This window comes from Mycolicibacterium doricum, assembly GCF_010728155.1.
In the GTDB taxonomy this organism is placed as follows: domain Bacteria; phylum Actinomycetota; class Actinomycetes; order Mycobacteriales; family Mycobacteriaceae; genus Mycobacterium; species Mycobacterium doricum.
In genome coordinates this window covers 3,345,264-3,364,052 of record NZ_AP022605.1, presented here as the reverse complement: position 1 = coordinate 3,364,052, position 18,789 = coordinate 3,345,264, and the positions used below count along the sequence as shown (strand labels likewise).

The 18,789-nt window shown below is 67.1% G+C and carries 17 protein-coding genes and 2 pseudogenes; 6 read left to right on the top strand and 13 right to left on the bottom strand.

Going from position 1 to position 18,789, the window contains the following annotated elements:
• Positions 1–314 precede the first annotated feature (314 nt).
• Together G6N07_RS16450 and G6N07_RS16445 are read right to left on the bottom strand one after the other, a co-directional pair.
• Positions 315–1,010, bottom strand: a complete 696-nt coding sequence (locus G6N07_RS16450) for a hypothetical protein (protein WP_133055516.1) — start codon at positions 1,008–1,010, stop codon at positions 315–317.
• 194 nt (positions 1,011–1,204) lie between these two features.
• Positions 1,205–1,498, bottom strand: a pseudogene (locus G6N07_RS16445) (IS3-like element IS1141 family transposase); the annotation flags it as partial.
• 42 nt (positions 1,499–1,540) lie between these two features.
• Between G6N07_RS16445 and G6N07_RS16440 the strand changes: the two are divergent.
• Positions 1,541–1,789: a type II toxin-antitoxin system Phd/YefM family antitoxin gene (locus G6N07_RS16440; RefSeq protein ID WP_085188319.1), complete on the top strand. Its 249-nt coding sequence runs from the start codon at positions 1,541–1,543 to the stop codon at positions 1,787–1,789.
• Position 1,790: 1 nt separating this feature from the next.
• Positions 1,791–2,186, top strand: coding sequence for a type II toxin-antitoxin system VapC family toxin (locus G6N07_RS16435; RefSeq protein ID WP_085188320.1), 396 nt, complete (start codon positions 1,791–1,793; stop codon positions 2,184–2,186).
• Positions 2,187–3,096: 910 nt separating this feature from the next.
• Here G6N07_RS16435 and G6N07_RS16430 read toward each other — a convergent pair.
• Positions 3,097–3,423 carry a hypothetical protein gene (locus tag G6N07_RS16430; protein ID WP_085188322.1) on the bottom strand — a complete coding sequence of 109 codons (327 nt, stop codon included), beginning with the start codon at positions 3,421–3,423 and terminating at the stop codon, positions 3,097–3,099.
• 917 nt (positions 3,424–4,340) lie between these two features.
• Positions 4,341–4,619, bottom strand: a complete 279-nt coding sequence (locus tag G6N07_RS16425; RefSeq protein WP_085188328.1) for a hypothetical protein — start codon at positions 4,617–4,619, stop codon at positions 4,341–4,343.
• Between the two features lie 250 nt (positions 4,620–4,869).
• Between G6N07_RS16425 and G6N07_RS16420 the strand changes: the two genes are divergently transcribed.
• On the top strand, positions 4,870–5,262 hold the full coding sequence (locus G6N07_RS16420) for a hypothetical protein (RefSeq protein WP_133055517.1): 393 nt from the start codon (positions 4,870–4,872) through the stop codon (positions 5,260–5,262).
• Between the two features lie 243 nt (positions 5,263–5,505).
• On the opposite strand, the gene G6N07_RS16415 is transcribed toward G6N07_RS16420, so the two are convergent.
• Positions 5,506–6,186 (bottom strand): DUF899 family protein, encoded by a 681-nt coding sequence (locus tag G6N07_RS16415; RefSeq protein ID WP_085188331.1) that lies wholly within the window; start codon positions 6,184–6,186, stop codon positions 5,506–5,508.
• A 25-nt stretch (positions 6,187–6,211) separates the two neighbouring features.
• Here G6N07_RS16415 and G6N07_RS20750 point away from each other — a divergent pair, with 25 nt between their 5' ends.
• A complete protein-coding gene (locus G6N07_RS20750) occupies positions 6,212–6,337 on the top strand; it encodes a hypothetical protein (protein WP_263858046.1) in 126 nt (41 codons plus the stop codon).
• Between the two features lie 123 nt (positions 6,338–6,460).
• Here the strand turns inward: G6N07_RS20750 and G6N07_RS16410 are convergent, their stop codons facing one another.
• Complete coding sequence (locus G6N07_RS16410; RefSeq protein WP_085188333.1) at positions 6,461–7,759, bottom strand: class I SAM-dependent methyltransferase; 1,299 nt, start codon at positions 7,757–7,759, stop codon at positions 6,461–6,463.
• A gap of 629 nt (positions 7,760–8,388) precedes the next feature.
• Between G6N07_RS16410 and G6N07_RS16400 the strand changes: the two genes are divergently transcribed.
• Both G6N07_RS16400 and G6N07_RS16395 read left to right on the top strand, forming a co-directional pair.
• On the top strand, positions 8,389–8,718 hold the full coding sequence (locus G6N07_RS16400) for an ArsR/SmtB family transcription factor (RefSeq protein ID WP_085188335.1): 330 nt from the start codon (positions 8,389–8,391) through the stop codon (positions 8,716–8,718).
• Positions 8,715–8,963, top strand: a pseudogene (locus G6N07_RS16395) (SRPBCC domain-containing protein); the annotation flags it as partial. The gene G6N07_RS16400 and the pseudogene G6N07_RS16395, both read left to right, overlap by 4 nt.
• Here the strand turns inward: G6N07_RS16395 and G6N07_RS21200 are convergent.
• The 7 genes from G6N07_RS21200 to G6N07_RS16365 are packed head-to-tail and all read right to left on the bottom strand — an operon-like array spanning position 8,912 to position 18,733.
• Entirely contained in the window at positions 8,912–9,271 is a 360-nt protein-coding gene (locus G6N07_RS21200) for a hypothetical protein (RefSeq protein ID WP_420866508.1), read from the bottom strand. The pseudogene G6N07_RS16395 and the gene G6N07_RS21200 overlap by 52 nt on opposite strands.
• Positions 9,223–9,402: a hypothetical protein gene (locus tag G6N07_RS16390; RefSeq protein ID WP_085188336.1), complete on the bottom strand. Its 180-nt coding sequence runs from the start codon at positions 9,400–9,402 to the stop codon at positions 9,223–9,225. The genes G6N07_RS21200 and G6N07_RS16390 overlap by 49 nt, the downstream gene beginning before the upstream one ends.
• A 56-nt stretch (positions 9,403–9,458) precedes the next feature.
• Complete coding sequence (locus tag G6N07_RS16385) at positions 9,459–11,213, bottom strand: hypothetical protein (protein ID WP_099050140.1); 1,755 nt, start codon at positions 11,211–11,213, stop codon at positions 9,459–9,461.
• Complete coding sequence (gene galE, locus G6N07_RS16380) at positions 11,210–12,199, bottom strand: UDP-glucose 4-epimerase GalE (RefSeq protein WP_085188338.1); 990 nt, start codon at positions 12,197–12,199, stop codon at positions 11,210–11,212. The genes G6N07_RS16385 and galE overlap by 4 nt, the downstream gene beginning before the upstream one ends.
• The gene (locus tag G6N07_RS16375; protein ID WP_085188339.1) at positions 12,196–13,476 is read right to left on the bottom strand and encodes a lipopolysaccharide biosynthesis protein; all 1,281 of its coding nucleotides are present in this window, start codon (positions 13,474–13,476) and stop codon (positions 12,196–12,198) included. The genes galE and G6N07_RS16375 overlap by 4 nt, the downstream gene beginning before the upstream one ends.
• Entirely contained in the window at positions 13,473–14,801 is a 1,329-nt protein-coding gene (locus tag G6N07_RS16370; protein ID WP_085188341.1) for a M1 family metallopeptidase, read from the bottom strand. The genes G6N07_RS16375 and G6N07_RS16370 overlap by 4 nt, the downstream gene beginning before the upstream one ends.
• On the bottom strand, positions 14,798–18,733 hold the full coding sequence (locus G6N07_RS16365) for a Pls/PosA family non-ribosomal peptide synthetase (RefSeq protein WP_085188342.1): 3,936 nt from the start codon (positions 18,731–18,733) through the stop codon (positions 14,798–14,800). The genes G6N07_RS16370 and G6N07_RS16365 overlap by 4 nt, the downstream gene beginning before the upstream one ends.
• Positions 18,734–18,789: the final 56 nt, after the last annotated feature.

Genomic DNA, 18,789 nt, shown 5'->3' with positions numbered 1-18,789 from the left:
CAACACATCCGCGCACATCCGCGCCGCGCCATTCAATGCCGAGTTTTGCGTCGGCGATCCGGCGTCGCCGCTGGCGGTAGATCACCTCGGCGATTTCGTCCTCGGTCAGCCCGTTGATCAGGATGCCGATGGTGGCGAGGCTGCGGTCGCGACGGCTGAGGCCCTCGCGGCTCCAGAGCCGACCGAAGGTGTTGCCGCCGCCCATCTCGAGAAGGTACTCGCCGATGCGGCCGTCTTTACGAACTTGTCACCTTCGGGCAGAACGCCGGCGAGGAGTCACGGAGCGCCTGAATAATCCTGTTCGCGCGCGTCAGTCATGAGATCCAGGGTGGCATGGCTACTAAGGAAGGGGTTTCCGGCCAACCCGGGCTCGCGGGTGCCGTCGGGAAGAAGTCACGAGGATGTGACCCATCGATGATTTCGGCTCGCACCGGTGCAGGGTCGGGGGCTTTGTCGACGCACGTCCTCAGATCGGCCTCGTAGGTAGGCCATGCTTCGTCGAAACCTTGCTTTCCCTGCGTGAAGGAATCCAGTATGCCGCGGAAGCGCCAGTCACCGACGACGTCATCGACGGGGTCGGGGCGCGGGCCGGCTTGCGGCGGCATCGATGGCGAACGACCTGTCAAGCCAACTTTGGTGACGTATATCCCGCGCGTGTCCTTCGGTCCGGCGCCTGCCACGCTCCGATACGATCGGTCATCAGATTTCGAGGCAAGACGGTAGCTGTAACTACAAATTATTGCGGAGACATCCCCATCTGTGCGGATTATGGAGAGAAAGTGGTGAGCGATGTTTCCTACCGCCGGCTCATCACTAGGAACGTCGAGAGCTGGCCTGGTGACCCAAAGTTCGAAGCCATTTTCAGGCACCGCTCGGTCGAACCCCGGGTACGCATAGGCCATGTCCCCCACATACTGACTAAGCATGAACGATTCGATGAACGCGCGAACCAGCACGGCAGGGCCGGTCAGTACGTCGATTTCGGGTTCCGCGGTCCACAGGTACCTCATCTCTGCGATAGAACCCTGCCAGCGCTCGACACCGGGGTCGCTCGTGCACGCTGCAAGTAGGAGAGCGATGAGCAGAGTCGTGGCGATTCGCTGAAACACCCGCATCAGCCGCCGCCACCCGGGATTTCGGAACCTGTCAACCTGAATGAGGCACCGTTGCGCGGTATTTGCTGAGCGTCCTCCTCTGGATGGTCGGGTCGGTTGATCCACGAGATTTCGGGGATCTTCGGCGGTTCGGGCGGTTTGCGGGCGAACCGTTCCGGGTGTTCGGCGTAGGCGGCGTCGAGTACGCCGGCACGCTTCTCGCGAACTGCCTCGGCCAGGCCGTAGTGAACGTCAGCGGCGGTATGCAGGCCCAGCCCGCTGTGGCGATGTTCATCGTTATCCCAACCGAAGAAGACTTGGCAGTGCAATCGAGCTTCCTCGATCGAGCCGAACCGGCCGGGGAAGTCGGGCCGGTACTTCAACGTCTTGAACTTGGCCTCGCTGATACTGTAGCGAGGTGTAGCACACTATGCTACAGTCGCCGAATGGCTAGGACTATAGGGCAGCGTGAACTACGCAATGAAAATGCGAAAGTGATTGACGCCGTAGCGGCAGGCGAGTCATTTGTGGTTACCCGCAACGGCGAACCCGTCGCCGAGCTGTGTCCGATACGGGCCGGCCGGCGCATTTTCGTTACTCGTGATGAAGTGGCGAGTCTGGCGGGCGCGGCGGTGCGCATTGATCATCGTCAATTCCGCGCCGACCTCGACAAGCTGATCGATCAAGGACTGTGAGGTGGCGTCCGGTCTTCTGGATACGTCCGTAGTGATCGACTGGCACGATCCGGCGGTGATCGCCGGATTACCAGATGAGATGGCGATTTCAGCAATTACGGCGGCAGAGCTAGTCGCTGGTCCCCTGCTGGCCAAAACTCCGTTGGAGGCGGCCAAGCGCCAGGCGCGATTGCAAGAGGTGGAATCTCGGCTCGAGCCGATTCCTTTCGACAGTGGCGCCGTGCGCAGTTTTGGACTCGTCGTCGCGGCGGTGGTACACGAAGGACGAAATCCGAGAAGCAGGCTCGCCGATCTGTTGATCGCCGCGACGGCGCACGCGAATCGCCTGGATCTGTACAGTCGCAACGCCGACGACTTCTCGGGGTTGGATAACCTGATCCGCGTCGTGACCGTCTGACAATACTCGTTCGTTCTGCTCCAAACCACGATCCGCCGCCCCAGCGCCGCCGACCAGTACCAACCCGGATAGCTCTGCCCCCGAAACGACCGCACCGGCCCGCCGATCCCGTCGACCACCAGCGGCAGCGCCGCTACGGCACCAGCCGCCGCTCCCCCGACGCGGTCACAAATACCGCGTCCAACCCGTCCTCACCATTCGGCGGCCAAACCGGTGGGCGCTCGAAAGTATCCACCACCAAGTACATCCTCGCCACATTCGGCGAGAATTCGCCACAGCTACGACAAATCATCTAAAATTCGCCGATCAGCTGTGAGAGGCCGCAGCTCGTTGTCAGTGGTTCGGTCGTCCAGATGTCAACGCACAGCTCATCCGCCGGCCCTTTTGGCGGTGGGGATCCTGATGCTCCTCGGTGCTGTGGCCATTGAAGGTGGCGTCGGGGCTCGTGATCGTATGGCGCAAACGGCAGACGGACAATTTCCAGCATTGGCCGCCGTGGTGGGCAGCGGGTCGTCGAGACCGCGCGGCGCGTACTCGACTACATCGGCGCCGGCCTGGTGATGCCATGTACTGGCGCGAGATCAACCGGTCTCGCCCAACACCCAGTCCCGGTACGACACGTCGTCGATCGCCGACCAAGAAACCCTCCGAGGGCGCATCGAGGGCGAACACGCCATCCCTGCCCGTTCCGCGTCCAATGCCTCGAGCCCTACGCCGAGGCGGCCCGCACGTGTGAGTGGGGAGCGACGGCCTTGATCCGCGATGAAGCCGGTGTCGAACTTGCTGCCCAAGTACGGGGTATACGTACAGGTAAGGCGTGACTGCCGGGTCTGGAGGAGATTCGCGGCCCGGTAGGGGTGCTGATCGGGGCAGCGTGATCTTGCAGTGCGCCGCGGCCGCGCCGATATGCTCAAAGGTGAAACTCGTCGAGGCGAACACGCCGCCCCGTGGTGTTGTCGGACTCGGCGGCGAAGCAGCGGACCGCCTGCAGCAGCGGTCGGACGGCGGGCGGGACGGGGAAGACGGCGGTGATCGGGTGATGCCGCGAATCGTGAATGTGCTCGTAACCAGGGTGGCGTGTTGCGAGAACCAGGTCAGGCGCAGCGTGGCGGTCGACACGCAGCGCGTCGTTGACCGGTGAGAGCGTCTCCCAGGGCAGGCTGTGCAGGAACAGGATCGGCAGCTGGGTCAGGGAGGCTGAGCGCGATCCCGGTACCGATCGTCGGGTGGGCGACACCGGCCCGGATCCACTGCAGGACCGGCACGCTCAAGCCAGCGGCGCGCGTCCAGGCCCGGGCCGGTCAGCTGGCCGGTGACCATGAGCTGCCACGGAGGCAGCTTCAGGTCGAAGCTGCGGGCCGGAAACCGGCCTGGGCCCCCCGCAGCCGCGCAGGCTGTGATTGCGGGTCGGGCCGTCCTGGGCACGAGCTCGGTCAAAAACAGCTGCACCCGCTCGATGTCGAGAACGTTCCCCGCGCCGGTGAGGTGGGTGTCCAACCAGGCGCCGGCCGCGGCCCGCCCCTGCTTGTACACCGCGTCGTCTGCAGGAACCCCCGCAGGCCGATCGCCGCTGGCGCCGCGCTACGGTAGGTGTCGATTTGCTCGGTGGCGTAGAGCGGCAGATCGACAGACTCCGGCGCCGGCGCACGACCGCAATCGCAGCCTGGCGCGGCAGGGCCCGCCGCAGGTCGGTGAGGATCGTACGTGGTGCCCTCCAGGACGTCGGCCAGGGTCGGTGGGACGGCCTGGACGTGGCAGATGAGCAGAAGACGGGTGCCGGTGCGTCGGCATACCGCCAGCAGCCAGTCCCAGCCGGCCGCCGAGAGCCGGTCGGCGCGCAGCACCACTGAGTATCGGGCGGCCGAGAAGCTCCATGGGATCACCAAGAAGATCGTCGACGGTGAAGCGCCGCGCGATCGATACAGGTGGCGTGAGCGGTATTGCGTGGACCAGCGGTCCCGGGTTGTGTACGGGCCCGAAGACCACTTCGAGATCCCGCCGACGTATCGGCTCTGGTTGTGGCCCGCCGACGTTCAACCGGGCCGTGGGAGAGCTCAATCTGACACCCTGGCCACGACTCGCCGGCGCCGAGTAACGCCTCTGCCAGAATACATGGGACGAAATACTCCCCTCCTGGTGTACGGGCCCGCAGGGCTAGGCGCAGCGGAGTCGGTTCAGATAGTCCCGCAATTGAGCCGGGTCGGTGCAGGCGGTGGTGTTATAGCCGTCCAGCCATTCGTGTAGCCGCGCGATGACGTGGCCGGGTATGGCGCAGGCCCCGTGGACCGCCGCCCGAACCATGTCGTCAATGGCCAGGTCGCACTCGCCGACGCCGAGCTCGAGGGCAATCACCCTTTGGTCGCTCCAGGGCAGATGTTGGCAGGTACATTGCGCCAGCTCCTCGGCCAGCGCCGAGACATCGCGGTGATCCATGCCTCCAGACGGTAGCGCCCGGCGCTTAGAGCCCTCTGAACGACAGGTGATGTCGCGCGTAATTCCATGGCCAGGAATGATGCTGCGGGAAACTGGTGCGCCTCGGCGTAGGTTGCCGATGAACTTAGCCAATGTTTGCACTCCCGGCACCGCTACCATGCCGGTGAACCGGTCGCCCACCTGGCATACGGTCGCTTCGTTGCCAACGTCGACGGCCGGGTGAACATCCGCGTTCAGTGAATACGAAGTTGTGCTGCTGGTCGTCATCGTTGTTTTCCCTGTCGGAACAGGACTGAATCGGTCGGTGCAGAGTCTTTTGTCGTGGTTGAAAACTGATGGGGGCCGGCTGACCCCAGGGGGCGAATGGGCGATGCACCCACGTAACGTGCGTCCCGTTTACCGTGGCGACGCCGGCCGATTCGACCGCGAGGCTTCCGGTGAGCGCTTCCAGCGCGATCGAGGCGTTGAGGACCGCAACATACAGCCATCGCCTTGGATTCCCGCCGCCGAGGGACATGATGAGCAGGGACGCGGCGAGAAGGGCGACACCTCCGAGCAGCGGCTACCGCGAGAGTTCGTGCTGTTGACCGGGACTCAGGATGAGCATGACGGCGGCATTTGCGGTGAGGACGTGTGGGTATGAAGTGTCCCCCCGGGACGTGGCCGGCGCTCAGATCCAGCCAGCTTCTGTATGAGGACGCTCGCTACAACTAGCCGTACAGCGTCTCGAACGCAGCCGGGAAGCGCCCACGTCAGAGCCAGTGGCGGGATTCGAACCCGCGTAGACGGCTTTGCAGGCCGGCGCCTATCCCCTCAGCCACACCCGCATCAGGCATACCATGCCACCCACGCAGGCACCCGCCCAGCGTTCCGATCGTCGTGATCGCTACTCGTCCATCGGGACGCCGACGGCGTCGGAGCCTTGCGGCCAACCCGTTGGCGAGTCCTCCCACGGCTCCTGGCGGCCGTACGGTGTCAGATCGAGGAACGGATAGCCCGGCGCCGAATGGTGCAGCCCGCGCGCATACGCCGAGTAGGTGTGGAAGACCTCGTCGCCGCGCCGCAGAAACACGCTCGCGCCCGGCCAGTCTCCGCGCAGGACGTCCTCGCCGAACCCTGCGGCGTGCAGATCGTCGAACGACTTGTAGTTGTACTCGATCGGCGCCCGCGTCGGGTCGAGTGTGACGTGGTAGTCGTAGGTGAAATCGTTGTCGCGCGACGAGTACCACTGGAACGTCCACCCATGCTTGTCCCTGTAGCGCGCGATGCTGGCGTACGGCGCTCGCGACACCGCCGCGAACGTCACGCCCTTCGCGTTCAACAGCGCGCGGTCCTTCTCGGCGAGAGTGAGTTCCGCCGCCATCGTGCAGCTTGGGCAGCCTTCGTCGGCCGAGTCGATCCAGATGAAGTGGTGGATGTAGAGCTGGGGACGTCCCTCGAACATGTCGATGAACCGCAATTCGCCGTCGGGACCTTCGAACACGTGGTCCTTCTCCACCTTCACCATCGGCAGCCGGCCACGCTCGGCGTTGACGGCGTCACGTAGCGCATTGCGGCGTGGACTCATAAGCGCCAGGCACTACGAGGCGGTAATGACTGCACGGGTTCCAGCGAATTCGTCGGACGGCAGCGCTGTCGGGCCGTATGTGCGCACTATCGGCATCGACCCCGATGAACAGGCCGCCATGTCGGCCGCGGCGGCAGCAGCGGCGTCGTGAAGATGCCGCCGCTACGGCTCCGGTCAGTGTCACCGATGTGAAGTTGATTTGGGTCGGCACAACGGTGGCGATTCCCCGCATGGCATCCCCGGAGCGACAACCCATGTGATGCCAGCGGGCTCCTCATGGATTCGAGGCCCGGGATCGCAGTAGATCGGAGCGGGTAGCGGGCATTCCGCTATGGCCCTGTTCATCGCACTTGACGGCCAGAATCTGATTCACCCCGAGCCGGTTGGCCGTGAACCCCAGCGCTGAGCCAGCCATGTAGAGCCGCCATATGCGTGCACGGCCGGCGCTGCTGCACCTGACCGCCTCCTGCCAGTTGTCCTCGAGATTCGTCACCCAGGCTCGCAATGTCAGCGCGTAGTGTTCGCGAAGCGATTCGACGTCACGTACCTCGAAGCCGGCTCCCTCGAGCGCGTTGATCATCGTCTCCATCGGTTGGATTTCCCCGTCGGGGAAGACATAGCGATCGATGAACGAGGTCTTCGAAAACGCCGCAGGCTCGCGGGGTCGGCGGGAGATGGCGTGGTTCAGCAACCGGCCATGGGCACGTAGGAGCCCATACAGGTGAGCGGCGTAGGTGCGCAGCATCGCCGCTCCGACATGTTCGGCCATCCCGATACTGGAGATCGCGTCGTAGGGTCCGTCGGCGACGTCGCGGTAATCCTGGACGCGGATCTGGACCAACTCCCTTATGCCCTCTTCAACCATCCGCTTGCTGGCGTAGTCCGCCTGCTCGCGGGACAGGGTGACACCGACGACACGCACGCCGTAGTTGCGGGCGGCGTGCAGAGCAAAGGTTCCCCACCCACAGCCGACGTCGAGAACCCGCATTCCGGGCGCCAGACCCAGCTTGCGGGCCACCAGATCGCATTTGGCGAATTGAGCCACGGCCAGAGCGTCGTCCGGGCTCGTCCAATACCCGCACGAGTACGTCATCGACTCACCCAGTACCAGTCGGTAGAAATCGTTGCCGACGTCGTAGTGGTGGCTGATCGCCGCGGCGTCGCGACGTTTGTCGTGCCGGTGCCCGCGGGCGAGTTTCGCTTCCTCGCTCGGCGGCTTCGGTGGCGGGCCGACAATCCCAAGCTGCAGCGCAGCTTTCGCCAGGGCCCTCTTCGTTTCGGTGTCGATACGTACACCTGGGCCGCGCGCGGGATCCGACATTTGCTCCAGGACTTCCATGCCTGCGAGCAGGGCGCCTTCAATTTCGATATCGCCCGCCACGTAGGCGCGGGCGAAGCCCAGTTCGTTCGGCGCCCACAGCAAGCGCCGCAGACCCCTGCGGTTGTTGATCCTTATCGCCCACTTGGCGTTCGGCGGCCCTGATCGGCTGCCGTCCCAACCTCTGATTTCGACGGGAGCGTCTCGCCCCACGGCCGCGCGAACCAACGGTGTCACGGCCTCGGCAACAGTCATCGACGAACCTCCGTCCCCAGAATTCGGCCATCGCAAGGGCTCAGTGACCAGTGTTTGCGCTTACCCGCAGACTTCAGCCTGCACCTTCTCGCTCGACAACAAAAGTCCAAGAGGAAGAACACTCCGCTGACCAAGGTGCCGCTGTGCCACAGGGCTGTCTGCTTAAGTGAATCGATCGAGGTGGCGCCCCTGCGCGCCGCCAGTACTCCCGAGGTCATCGAACCGGTCCGAATATGCGGCGGTCGAATACGGCGTGTAACCGGTACACCTCGCCGTATTACACTGCTGTCCAGATCTTTTGATCCGACGGCGCCATGTTCCAGCGCTCAGAGGTCAACGAGGATGCGCAGTGCCGCATCAACGCGGCGCATGTCTTCGCGGCCGAGACACCCGACTCGTGCTGACCCAGCCGCCCCGGGTCGATTGCCGCGGTCTGCTCGGCAACCACCCGGGTGTGCACGCCGCCGATTTCAACGTCCGGACAAAAGCTGGTGGCACGAGCCGACGTGGATGTGGCGCGGCCAGCCAGGTCGACAGGGGCAGTTGCTCTGTCCGGACGACTACGGCGACCTTCGAATTGGTTAACCAGCTACTTGACTTATTCGCTACCGTCGTCGATAGTTAAGCAAGTGCCTAACCATCCAGGGTTTGATGGGGTTGGTCGCGTTTTTCACGCACTCGCCGACCCGACGCGCCGGGCGATCGTAGAACGGCTCGTCCGAAAGCCAGCGCCAGTCAAGGCGCTTGCTGAGCCGCTCGCTATGTCCCTGCCTGCGGTGATGCAACACCTCAAAGTGCTGGAGGAGGCGGGCGTGATCGTCACTGAGAAAGTCGGCCGAGTGCGCAGCTGCCGGATCGAACCGAAGGCACTGCGTGAGGCCGAAGGCTGGCTCAGTGGGCAACGCACGGAATGGGAACGGCAACTTGATCAGCTCGAAGACTACCTGAAGGGAAAATGATCATGGAAGTCACGCATTCGACGTTCACGCTCGAACGCCGCTACCCGGCCTCGGTCGAGCGGGTGTTTGAGGCATGGGCAAACCCGGACGCCCGCAAGCGCTGGATGGCTCAAGGGGCTGAGCACTCTCAGGACTTCGTGGTCGGTGGCCTCGAAACGGTCCACGGGTTCGATGGACAGGGCCACCCCCTGACCTACCAGGCGCAGTACGTCGAGATTACGACCAATGAACGAATTATCACGACATCCACACTGCACACTGCTGCCCACACTGGCAATATCGTCGACATAAGGCGACAGGCCGTGGGCATATGCCTTGACCAGTTCCGGGTTGTATTCACCAACGTCTGACCGCCTAGGTCCATCAATGGCCCCTTGTGCTCGCCCAGGTACCGTCCGTATGCCTCCGCCGTGGAGTCAGCGATATCCGAATCGAGGTGATTGTCGTGCGTCCAGCCGAACAGGGCCCCGGCTGCCTTGCCGTCGTCATTCCAAGGCATGTGGTTCACGTCATGGAGGAAATCTTGCCCGTCGCTACCGTGAGTTCCGAGCACATGGTCGTGCCCGACCCGAGATCGGTCAACTGCGGGCTCTTGTCGAAGTCGGTACCGGGCTGCGGCGTTCCCTGGCCGAACGTTCGCCGTGCATTTTCCCAGCTCTTGTAGAAGCCGTCGAGCGCGCTCACCCGGACCCCGGCCCGCCACGTCGCAACATCATTCGCCCAGTATCCCGTACCCCGGACTAGCGCGGTGCCACAAATCCGACCGGACCGGGCGATATGCACACCGACAGCGCGGCGGTGCTCGCGCTGACGGTGATAGCGTCACCGGCGCCCGGCAACCGAACGAACACCCGATTCAGCCCGGGACGTACCGGAACCTTCACCTCCGGGCCCTCCGACAACGCCATCAACAGCGACCCGTCGCTGTTCGCCAGGTAGTTGATCTCGGCGGTCCAGTCCGCCGGCAGCAGCGGCCCGTCGAGCGGCATCCGCACCGGGAAGTCCGGCTGCACCAGATACCCGCACTGCGGCGCCGGTCCGGGCACGATCGCGCGCACCCACGTCACCAACGCGTCGACCACCCGCCCCGACCGGTCCAGCGTCCGCAGCTCGGTGGTGCTCGACGCGAACTCCGGCCGATCGCCCAGCAACGCGAACATGTGGCTCGCCAGATTCTCCGGTCCGGCGACCCGCTGCAGGATCAGCGGATCGACCTCCTGGTCAAGCATCGGCTCGTCCACCTCGGCCAGGCCCGCCCGCGCATTCGCGACATATGCCGGCACCGGACTGTCCCGCCAGATTCGGTGGAACGTCACCGTCGAGTAAAGGCTGCTCGCCACGAACGCCGCCAGGGCGACACCGACCACAGCGGTGCGCCCACACGACGCGTCCAGCCACCGCGCTCCTGCCCGGTTCGGCGCGCAAAACCCGACGGCCATCAGCAGCGCCAGGACCACCACCAGATCCGGGAGGTACCGCAGCGTCTGCGCCAACTCCAGCGCCGTGAACCGCGACGACCGCATGAGGTAGATCGGCACCTGGCAGGCCGCCGCGTACCCGACCGCCACCGCCCACACCGCTCCGACCCGCTGCTTGCGGACGAACGAGACTGCGACGACGACCGCCAGCGCCACCCACCCCAGCACCATCACCGCGACCGGCGGCGTCGCCCACGGTGACGCCGGCGCCCATCGCTGCCAATCCCACGGTCCGCCGACCAGTCCCGGCACGATGCCATGGGTGACCGACCGCGCCAGAAGATCCCATGTCATCGCCAGATCGAAGCTCCACCGCTTCTGGTCGACGACGAGCAGATACACCCCGACCCACGCGGCCGTCACGGCCGGCGCCACGGCCCAGAGCCGAATTCCACGCCGCCACACCGTCACGACCGCCGCACGGTCACCGGTGACGTAGGCCAGCAGCGAGGCCACCGCGAACGCGACGAACGGGATGACCGCGGCCTTCTCGAAGAACAGCAGTCCGCCGACATACACAGCCAATGCCGTCGCCGCGTAGCGCTGCCGCCCGGTGCGCACCAGCAGAACCGCGTCCGCGCACACCCACGCCAGCGCCGCGACCATCGGCAACGAGTTCAACGCCGCCGCCCACCAGGCGAACCCGGGCACTGTCAGCGGTGTGAACAACGCCAATGTCAGGGGCAGCAACAGAACCGGGCGCCACCCCAGGATGACGTGCAGTGCACGTAGCAGCGCCAGCGACGCCAACAACTGCAGCACCACCAGGCTCAGGGCCGGCAGCACCCACGACCACGGAGCCGCCCTGGTGATCATCCCGGACAGCAGGAACGCCGCCGGCATCACATGCCCGTCGTGGTCGTCGAACAGGAAGGACGGCGACAACAGGCCTTGGGTGCCGGCCCGGCCGATGAGGATCAGGTCGTCCCAGTAGAAGTAGCCGCCGAACGCGAGCACCGCCCGGACGGCGAGGTGCACCGCGATCAGCCCGAAGGCGGCACCGGCTACACGATTCAGAACCGACCCGCTCCCGGATACCCGGACCCGGCGGCCTGGCGTGCTGACCACGCCGAGGCCACCATGTCCTCGAGCGAGTGGCGCATCTTCCAGTCGAGGTCCCGTGCGGCGAGGTCGCCGTTGGCCACGATCCTCGCCGGGTCGCCCGGCCGCCGCGGCATGATCTGCGGCTCGAAGTCAATTCCGGTGACCGTCCGGATGGCGCTCATGATCTCGCGCACGGAGGTTCCTGCCCCACTGCCCAGGTTGTACACCGGCTCCACCGGCTGGCGCTGTTCCAGGCGACGGGCCGCCGCGACGTGGGCGAGCGCGACATCGCTGACGTCGACGTAGTCCCGTACACAGGTGCCGTCCGGGGTGGGGTAGTCGTCACCGTTGATGCGGGGTGTCTCGCCGCGGTAGAGCATGTCGAACACCAGCGGGAACAGGTTGTGCGGGCTGACGTCGAACAGCGACGTCGACGCCGAGCCGACGACGTTGAAATACCGCAGGCTCGTGTGACGCAGTCCGGACACCCGGCCGGCGTCGCGCAGCAGCCACTCACCGATCAGCTTGGTCTCGCCGTACGGGGACTCCGGTTTGGTGGGCGTGGTCTCGTCGACGAGGTGAACGTCCGGGGTGCCGTAGGTGGCGGCGCTGGAGGAGAACACGATCGCATCGACGCCGGTGGCCTCCATCGCCTTGAGCAACGTCACCATCGCCGACACATTCTGCTCGTAGGTGTGCAGGGGGCGTTGGACCGATACGCCGGCGTACTTGAAGCCGGCCAGGTGGATGACCCCGGTGACCGCATGCTCGCGAAGGGTCCGTTCGACCAGGGGTGCGTCGAGCAGCGTGCCGCGGACACACGGAATGGACTCGGGCACGAACTGCTCCAGGCCGGTGGACAGGTCATCGATCACGACCACCGGCAGGTCGGCCGCGCCCAGTGCACGTGCGACGTGCGAGCCGATGTAGCCGGCACCGCCGGTGACGAGCCACGTCATGGAGCCCTCCTTCGTCGAGAACGCAGGATATGCGTCCGATCCTGTGGACCCGCAAGTCCGGCGAGGTGCACGACGATCCCGACCAGCGGACCCCACAGCAACGCAACCACGGTCCTGGTCTCGAGGGCCAGCGGGAGCAGCAGCAACAGCACCGCCGCCACCGTGGCGCTCACCCACCCGAGCGCGTACGTGCGGTGCATGCCCGCCGCGACCGTCGCTGCGCCGGTCAGCGTCAGCAGCGCAATCGTCACGGCGGCGGCCGTCAGCCACGCCAGCAGCGTCCCGTCGGCCCGGTACTGCTCACCAAACCCGGCGCGCAGCAGCCACGGTCCCAGCAGTCCCGCGGCGACCACACCGATCGCGCCGAGAGCCAACACCACCGCCGACGGGGCGACCAGCGCACGCAGCGGTGCGCTGCGCTGGTCAACGAAGTGGGCGATGAGGTTCCCCTGCATCGCCGTCAGGGGCACCAGCAGCGGCGCCCGGGTCAGCGTCACGGCGAGGATCACCACACCACCGGTGGCGCCCAGGTCGTCCGACGTCGCCTTGAGCACCACGGGGAACCCCATCACCAGGATGGCGCTGGCTCCTGCGGCGGCGATCGAGTGGGCAGTGCCGCGCAGGTACGTCGCCGTGCTGCCCGGTGTCCGCAGGCGCGCGGCGGCCCGCGTGGCGGGCGAGCAGAGGAGCAAAAGCAGCCAGGCGACGGCGCCGCCGACGGTCGCCCACAGGAATCCGCCCAGACCCCACCCGATCGCGAACGTCGCCACCGCCACCAGCACACGGATCACCGCGTCGGTCATCATCAACGCCCCGTACTGCGTCCAGCGGTTGGCGCCGGCCAGCATGCCCAACAGGGTCGCGTGCACACAGAAGCCGGCCAGCCCCGCGCCGAGCAACGCCACCGAAAGCCACCGCGCCTCGACGAAGACCAGGCCTGCCCACAGCGGCGCGGTCGCCACGACGAGGGCGGCGGCGCCGACCCCTACCACCGCTCCGATCCGCACCGGATGGGTGTGGGGACCGTCGGTCGGATGCTCGCCCCGGGCGTCGCGGACCTCCCGCGTCGCCTCCTGCAGCAGCCCGAACGCCGCGCCGCTGGCCAGCCCGAACGCGCCCCAGAACACACCGAAGACCGAGAAGCCCTCAGGCTCGAGGTCACGCGCTGCGAGGTAGAGCACCGCGTAGCCGCACAGCGCGGTGACCGCCGTCGCGACGCCGACCCGGGCCACGCTGCTCCGCGTGACCGGGCCGGTCGGCGGCGCGGCGTCGGTCACAGCTTCGGCAGGTCCTCGGCGTAGAGCCACGCGTCCCACAACGGGCGCAGTGACTCGTCGGCGTAATGGGCTGCCAGACCGGTGAAGTCGTCGGTCGACGCGGTGCTGTGCCGGTGACGCGCCGTCCAATCCCGCAGCAGGGCCAAGAAGTTCTCGTCGCCGATGCGTACGCGCAGCACGTGCAGGGTCAGCGCACCACGTTTGTACACCCGATCGTCGAACATGTCCTTCGGGCCGGGGTCGGACAGCAGCAGATCCTGCGGCAGCTCGGCCAACCGCGCGTGATAGTGGTGCGCCCATTCGTCGGCGCTGCGGCCGCCCGAGTTCTCCGACCACAACCACTCCGCGTAGCAGGCGAAACCTTCGTGCAGCCAGATGTCGCGCCAGCGCCGAACGGTGACGGAATTGCCGAACCACTGGTGGGCCAACTCGTGGACGATCAACTGTTCGGCCCCGCGCGTCCCGTTGCAGTGGTTGGCCCCGAAGATGGAGATGCCCTGCGCCTCAAGGGGTATCTCGAGGTCGTCGTCGGTCACGACCACGGTGTAGCCGCTGGCCAGCGGATACGGCCCGAAAAGTTTCTCGAACAGTTTCATCATCTGCGGTTGGCGGCCGAAGTCGTGATCGAAGTTGCGGCGCAGGCGGGCCGGCAGGGCGGCCTGCATGGGCACCGGCGATTTCGCCAGCTTGTGGATGTCGTACATCCCGACCTGCAGGGTGATCAGGTACGTCGACGTGGGTTCGGCCAGCTCGTAGGTCCACACGGTGTGGCCGGCCCGCGCGCGACGAGACACCAACTCCCCGTTGGCAACCGCGCGGTACGGGCTGTCGGTGCTGATCTGGATGCGGTAGCTGGCCTTGGCGCTGGGGTGGTCGTCACACGGGAACCACGAGGAAGCGCCGTTGGGTTGCCCCGCGACCAGTGCCCCGTTCGTCAGCTCCTCGAAACCGACGTCCCCCCACAGGGTATCGATCGGTTCGGGGTTGCCGCCATACCGGACCACCACGACCAGCGCCGCCCCGGGGGGCAATGCGGAGGACAACTCGACCCGCAATTTGCCGCGCGGACATGAGAATCGGGCCGGCCGGCGGCCGTTGACCGCCACCTTCGTCACCCGCAGCGTGTCGGCGAGATCGAGGGTGAAGGTCTGCAGGGCGACCAGCGTGACGGCGGTGATCGATACCGAGCCCGACAGTCGGTTGATGGCGACCTTGTACTCCAGGTCGAGTTCGTATCGCGACACCCGGTATCCGAAGTTGCCGGTTCCCGGCAGGTAGGGGTCGATGACGGCAGGGGTGTTCTTCGCCTTCTTCGAACGCGTCACGCGGCGGAACCCTCGCGGTCGCGGGTCGGCTTCTTCTTCTTGGCTGAGGCCTCCACCCGCTTCTTGCGCAACGGATTCCACGGTGCTATCGGATTGCCCTGCCAGCGCGTCGAGGCCGGAACCTCGTCACCGCGCATCACCAGCGAACCCGGTCCCACCGTCGCGCCCGCACCCACGCGGGCGGCGGGCAGCGCGACGCAGTGCGGTCCAAGGGTGGCCCCGTCCTCGATCACCACGGTGTCCGTCCGCATGATGCGGTCGTGGAAGAGATGGGTCTGCACGACGCAACCGCGGTTGACGGTGGCGCCATCGCCGAGGGTGACCAGATCCGCCTCCGGTAGCCAATAGGTTTCGCACCAGACACCGCGGCCGATCTTCGCGCCGAGACCGCGCAGCCAGACGTTCATCACCGGTGTGCCGCTGGCCGCCCGGGCGAACCAGGGTGCGGCGACGGTCTCGACGAACGTGTCGGACACCTCGTTACGCCACACGAACGACGACCACAGCGGGTGCTCGATCGCCTCGATGCGGCCGATTACCAGCCGCTTCGCCAGGACGGCGATGGCCCCCGCCACCGCTCCGGCGACCAGCAGCACCGCCCCACCGAGGAACGCCGCCCACAGGTAGCCGAGGTGGAAAACCAACGCCTGCAGGGACAGCAGTACCCCGACGCCGATCCCGAACGTCACGATGACCGGGACGAGGCGGCACATCTCGACCGCACCGCGCATGGCCTTGAGCCGCGGCGTGGGATGGAAGGTGCGTAGCGCGTCGGCGGCGGTGGGCTGGCGGCGCAGCCGGACCGGAGGGCTGCCCAACCACGACGACCCGGCCTTCGCCTTGGGTGGGGTGGCCGACAGCACCGCCACCAGACCGTCGTCGGGGACCTTGCGGCCGGGCTGCGTGATGCCCGAGTTGCCGAGGAACGCGCGTCTGCCGACGGTGGCCTTCGCCACGTGGATCCAGCCGCCGCCCAGCTCATAGGACGCGACCATGGTGTCGTCGGCGAGAAACGCGCCGTCCTCCACGACGGTGAACTTCGGCGTGAACAGTGCGGTCGAGATCTCGGTGCCGCTGCCGACCTGCGCGCCCAGCACCCGCAGCCACCACGGCGTCAGCAGGCTGGCGTACAGCGGAAACAGATAGGTGCGGGCGGCGTCGAGGAGCCGCTCGGTGGCCCACACCTGCCAGCCGATCCGGCTGCGCACCGGGTGGTAGCCCTCCTGCAGACCCAGCGACAGCAGGCGCACCGCCGCCACAGTCGACGCCGCGTAGAGCAGTACCGCGACCACCGTGGCGAACGGCGTCCACAGCAGCGCGGGAACGATCGCGTCGCTGACCGACGCCGTGTCGCGAACACCCCAGCCGATCACCGCCAGCCCAGACGCGAGGGCGAGCAGCGGCAGACCGGCCAGCAGCAGCGACGTCACCCCGTAGACAGCGGCCCACAATGGGGCGCGCGGCGGGCGGTGTCCCGGCCACGGGTGCCGGGCCTTGCCGGACTTCGCCGCGGGCGAACCTGTCCAGTACTGGCCGTTTTTGACCTTGCCCACGACGGCCGATCCTGCGGCCACGTCGGCGTTCTTACCGACGACGGCACCGGGCAGCAGCGTGCTGCGCGCGCCGATGGTCGCGTCGTTGCCGATGGTGACGTGACCGACGTGGAACTGGTCGCCGTCGATCCAGTGCCCGGACAGGTCGACTTCGGGTTCGACCGACGAACGGTGCCCGATCTTGAGCATACCGGTCACCGGTGGCGCGGAGTGCAGGTCGACTTCTTGGCCGATCGAATTGCCAAGTGCCCGGGCGTAATACACCATCCACGGCGCACCGGCGAGGTTCTCGGCACCGCTGGCTGCAGCGAGTCGTTCGGCCAGCCACACCCGCAGATGTACCGCGCCGCCGCGGCGGTAGGTGCCCGGCTGGAGGTTGCCGAGCAGCATGCGTGCGAACACCGCCGCGATGCCCATCCGGCCGACAGGGGAGACGAACAGCAGGAAACCGGCCAGCACCACCCACCAGTTCAGCGGGACCGCCCACGTCACCAGTGAGAATTCGGCGGCGACGTTGTTGAGCAGCGCCAGCCACACCACCCACTGCAGGGCCGTCAGCGTGGCCAGCGGCAGCGTGAGGACAACCTGCGCGGCCTGGGTCAGCCGGGGTGTCGGCGCGACGTCACGGGCCACGACATCCGGCGGCGGGGCGAGTTCGTCGAGGTATCCGGCCAGTGAGCCGAGGCGGGGGTGGTCGTAGAGGTCGGCCACCGTCACCATCGGGTAGCGCTGCCGCAGCGCCACGACCAGTTGCGCCGCCGACAGGCTGCCGCCGCCGCAGGCGAAGAAGTCGGCCCCGGGGCCGTCGACGGCGGCGGCCAGGACGTCGCGCCACAGGTCGGCCAGCCAGCCGCTCGTGCCGCTCATCGCGGGGGTCTCGTCCTCGACGCCGGCGACTGGCCAGGGCAGCGCGTCGCGATCAACCTTTCCCGAGGTTCGGGTCGGCAGTTCGTCGACCACGACGAGCCGGGGGACCATCGCGGCGGGCAGCGCATCGGCGAGTGCGGCGCGGGCCGCGGCGAGGTCGAACGACGGATCCGCGCTCGCCACGTAACCGACGAGCAGCGGTGTCCCGCTGGCGGTGCGCCGCACCGCGGCGGCGCCACCGCTCACCCCGGGCAGGTGCACCAGCGCGGCGTCCACCTCGCCGAGCTCGATGCGCCGGCCGCCGACCTTGACCTGGTCGTCGGCCCGTCCCAGGAAGTACAGACCCTCCGATTCCAACCGGACCAGGTCACCGCTGCGGTAGGCGCGGTCCCAGCCCAACGTCGGCATCGGAGCGTATTTCTCGGCGTCCTTGTCCGGGTCGAGGTAGCGGGCCAACCCCACACCGCCGATGACGAGCTCACCGACCTGCCCTTCGGCGACCGGCACACCGTCCTTGTCGACAACCGCCAGGTCCCAGCCGGGCAGCGGTAGGCCAATGCTCACCGGGCTGCGTCCGTCCAGGCGTGCGGCGCATGACACCACGGTCGCCTCGGTCGGACCGTAGGTGTTCCACACCTCCCGGCCGTCGATCGCCAGACGCTCCGCCAGTTCCGGAGGGCAGGCCTCACCGCCGAAGATCAGCAGCCGCACCGCTTCGAGGGCCTCGGCCGGCCACAGCGCGGCGAGGGTCGGCACCGTCGAGACCACCGTGATGTCGCGGGCGACCAGCCACGGGCCCAGATCCATCCCGCTGCGCACCAGCGAGCGGGGCGCGGGCACCAGGCATGCGCCGTGCCGCCACGCCAGCCACATCTCCTCACACGACGCGTCGAAAGCCACCGAGAGCCCGGCGAGGACCCGGTCGCCGGGCCCCAGCGGATTGTCGGTCAGGAACATGTCGGCTTCGGCGTCGACGAAGGCGGCGGCGCTGCGGTGGGTGACGGCCACGCCCTTGGGGACGCCGGTGGATCCGGAGGTGAAGATGATCCACGCGTCGTCGCGGCTCAGCGGCGCGACCGCGCGCCATCCGCGCGAGGATCCGGGGCCGCGCGCGAGCCCCTGTTCGGTGATGACGGCGACGACGTTGGCCTCGCTGAACACCAGGCGCGCGCGCTCGTCGGGGTCGTCGGCGTCGACGGGGACGTACGCGGCGCCGGTGGCCAGCGTGGACAGAATCGCGACATAGAGCGCGTAGCTGCCCGACGGCATCCGGATGCCGATGCGGTCACCGCGCCCGATCCCGCGGGCGGCCAGCCACTCGACGCTGTCCTCGATGTCGGCGATCAGCTCGGCGTAGGTCAACTGGACCGTGCCGTCGTCGATGGCGGGCGCGTCGGGATAGCGGGCGGCCGTCTCGTGCAGGATGTCGACGAGGGTGCGTGGCGCGGCGGCGAACGTGGATTGAAGGTACTGGTGGGAAAGGCCTGCGCCGGGAACCGCTGCTGTCACCACTCCAAACTACTAAGCCGCCGGCCCGTCGCACCCCGCGGCGCGAGCGGGGGCGGTGA

What these genes read in the sequence shown, in the direction of transcription:
- G6N07_RS16410 (WP_085188333.1), bottom strand. Translation starts at nt 7,759, where the DNA reads ATGACTGTTGCCGAGGCCGTGACACCGTTGGTTCGCGCGGCCGTGGGG.
- G6N07_RS16425 (WP_085188328.1), bottom strand. Translation starts at nt 4,619, where the DNA reads ATGGATCACCGCGATGTCTCGGCGCTGGCCGAGGAGCTGGCGCAATGT.
- G6N07_RS16450 (WP_133055516.1), bottom strand. Translation starts at nt 1,010, where the DNA reads ATGAGGTACCTGTGGACCGCGGAACCCGAAATCGACGTACTGACCGGC.
- G6N07_RS16440 (WP_085188319.1), top strand. Translation starts at nt 1,541, where the DNA reads ATGGCTAGGACTATAGGGCAGCGTGAACTACGCAATGAAAATGCGAAA.
- G6N07_RS20750 (WP_263858046.1), top strand. Translation starts at nt 6,212, where the DNA reads ATGACTGCACGGGTTCCAGCGAATTCGTCGGACGGCAGCGCTGTCGGG.
- galE (WP_085188338.1), bottom strand. Translation starts at nt 12,199, where the DNA reads ATGACGTGGCTCGTCACCGGCGGTGCCGGCTACATCGGCTCGCACGTC.
- G6N07_RS16415 (WP_085188331.1), bottom strand. Translation starts at nt 6,186, where the DNA reads ATGAGTCCACGCCGCAATGCGCTACGTGACGCCGTCAACGCCGAGCGT.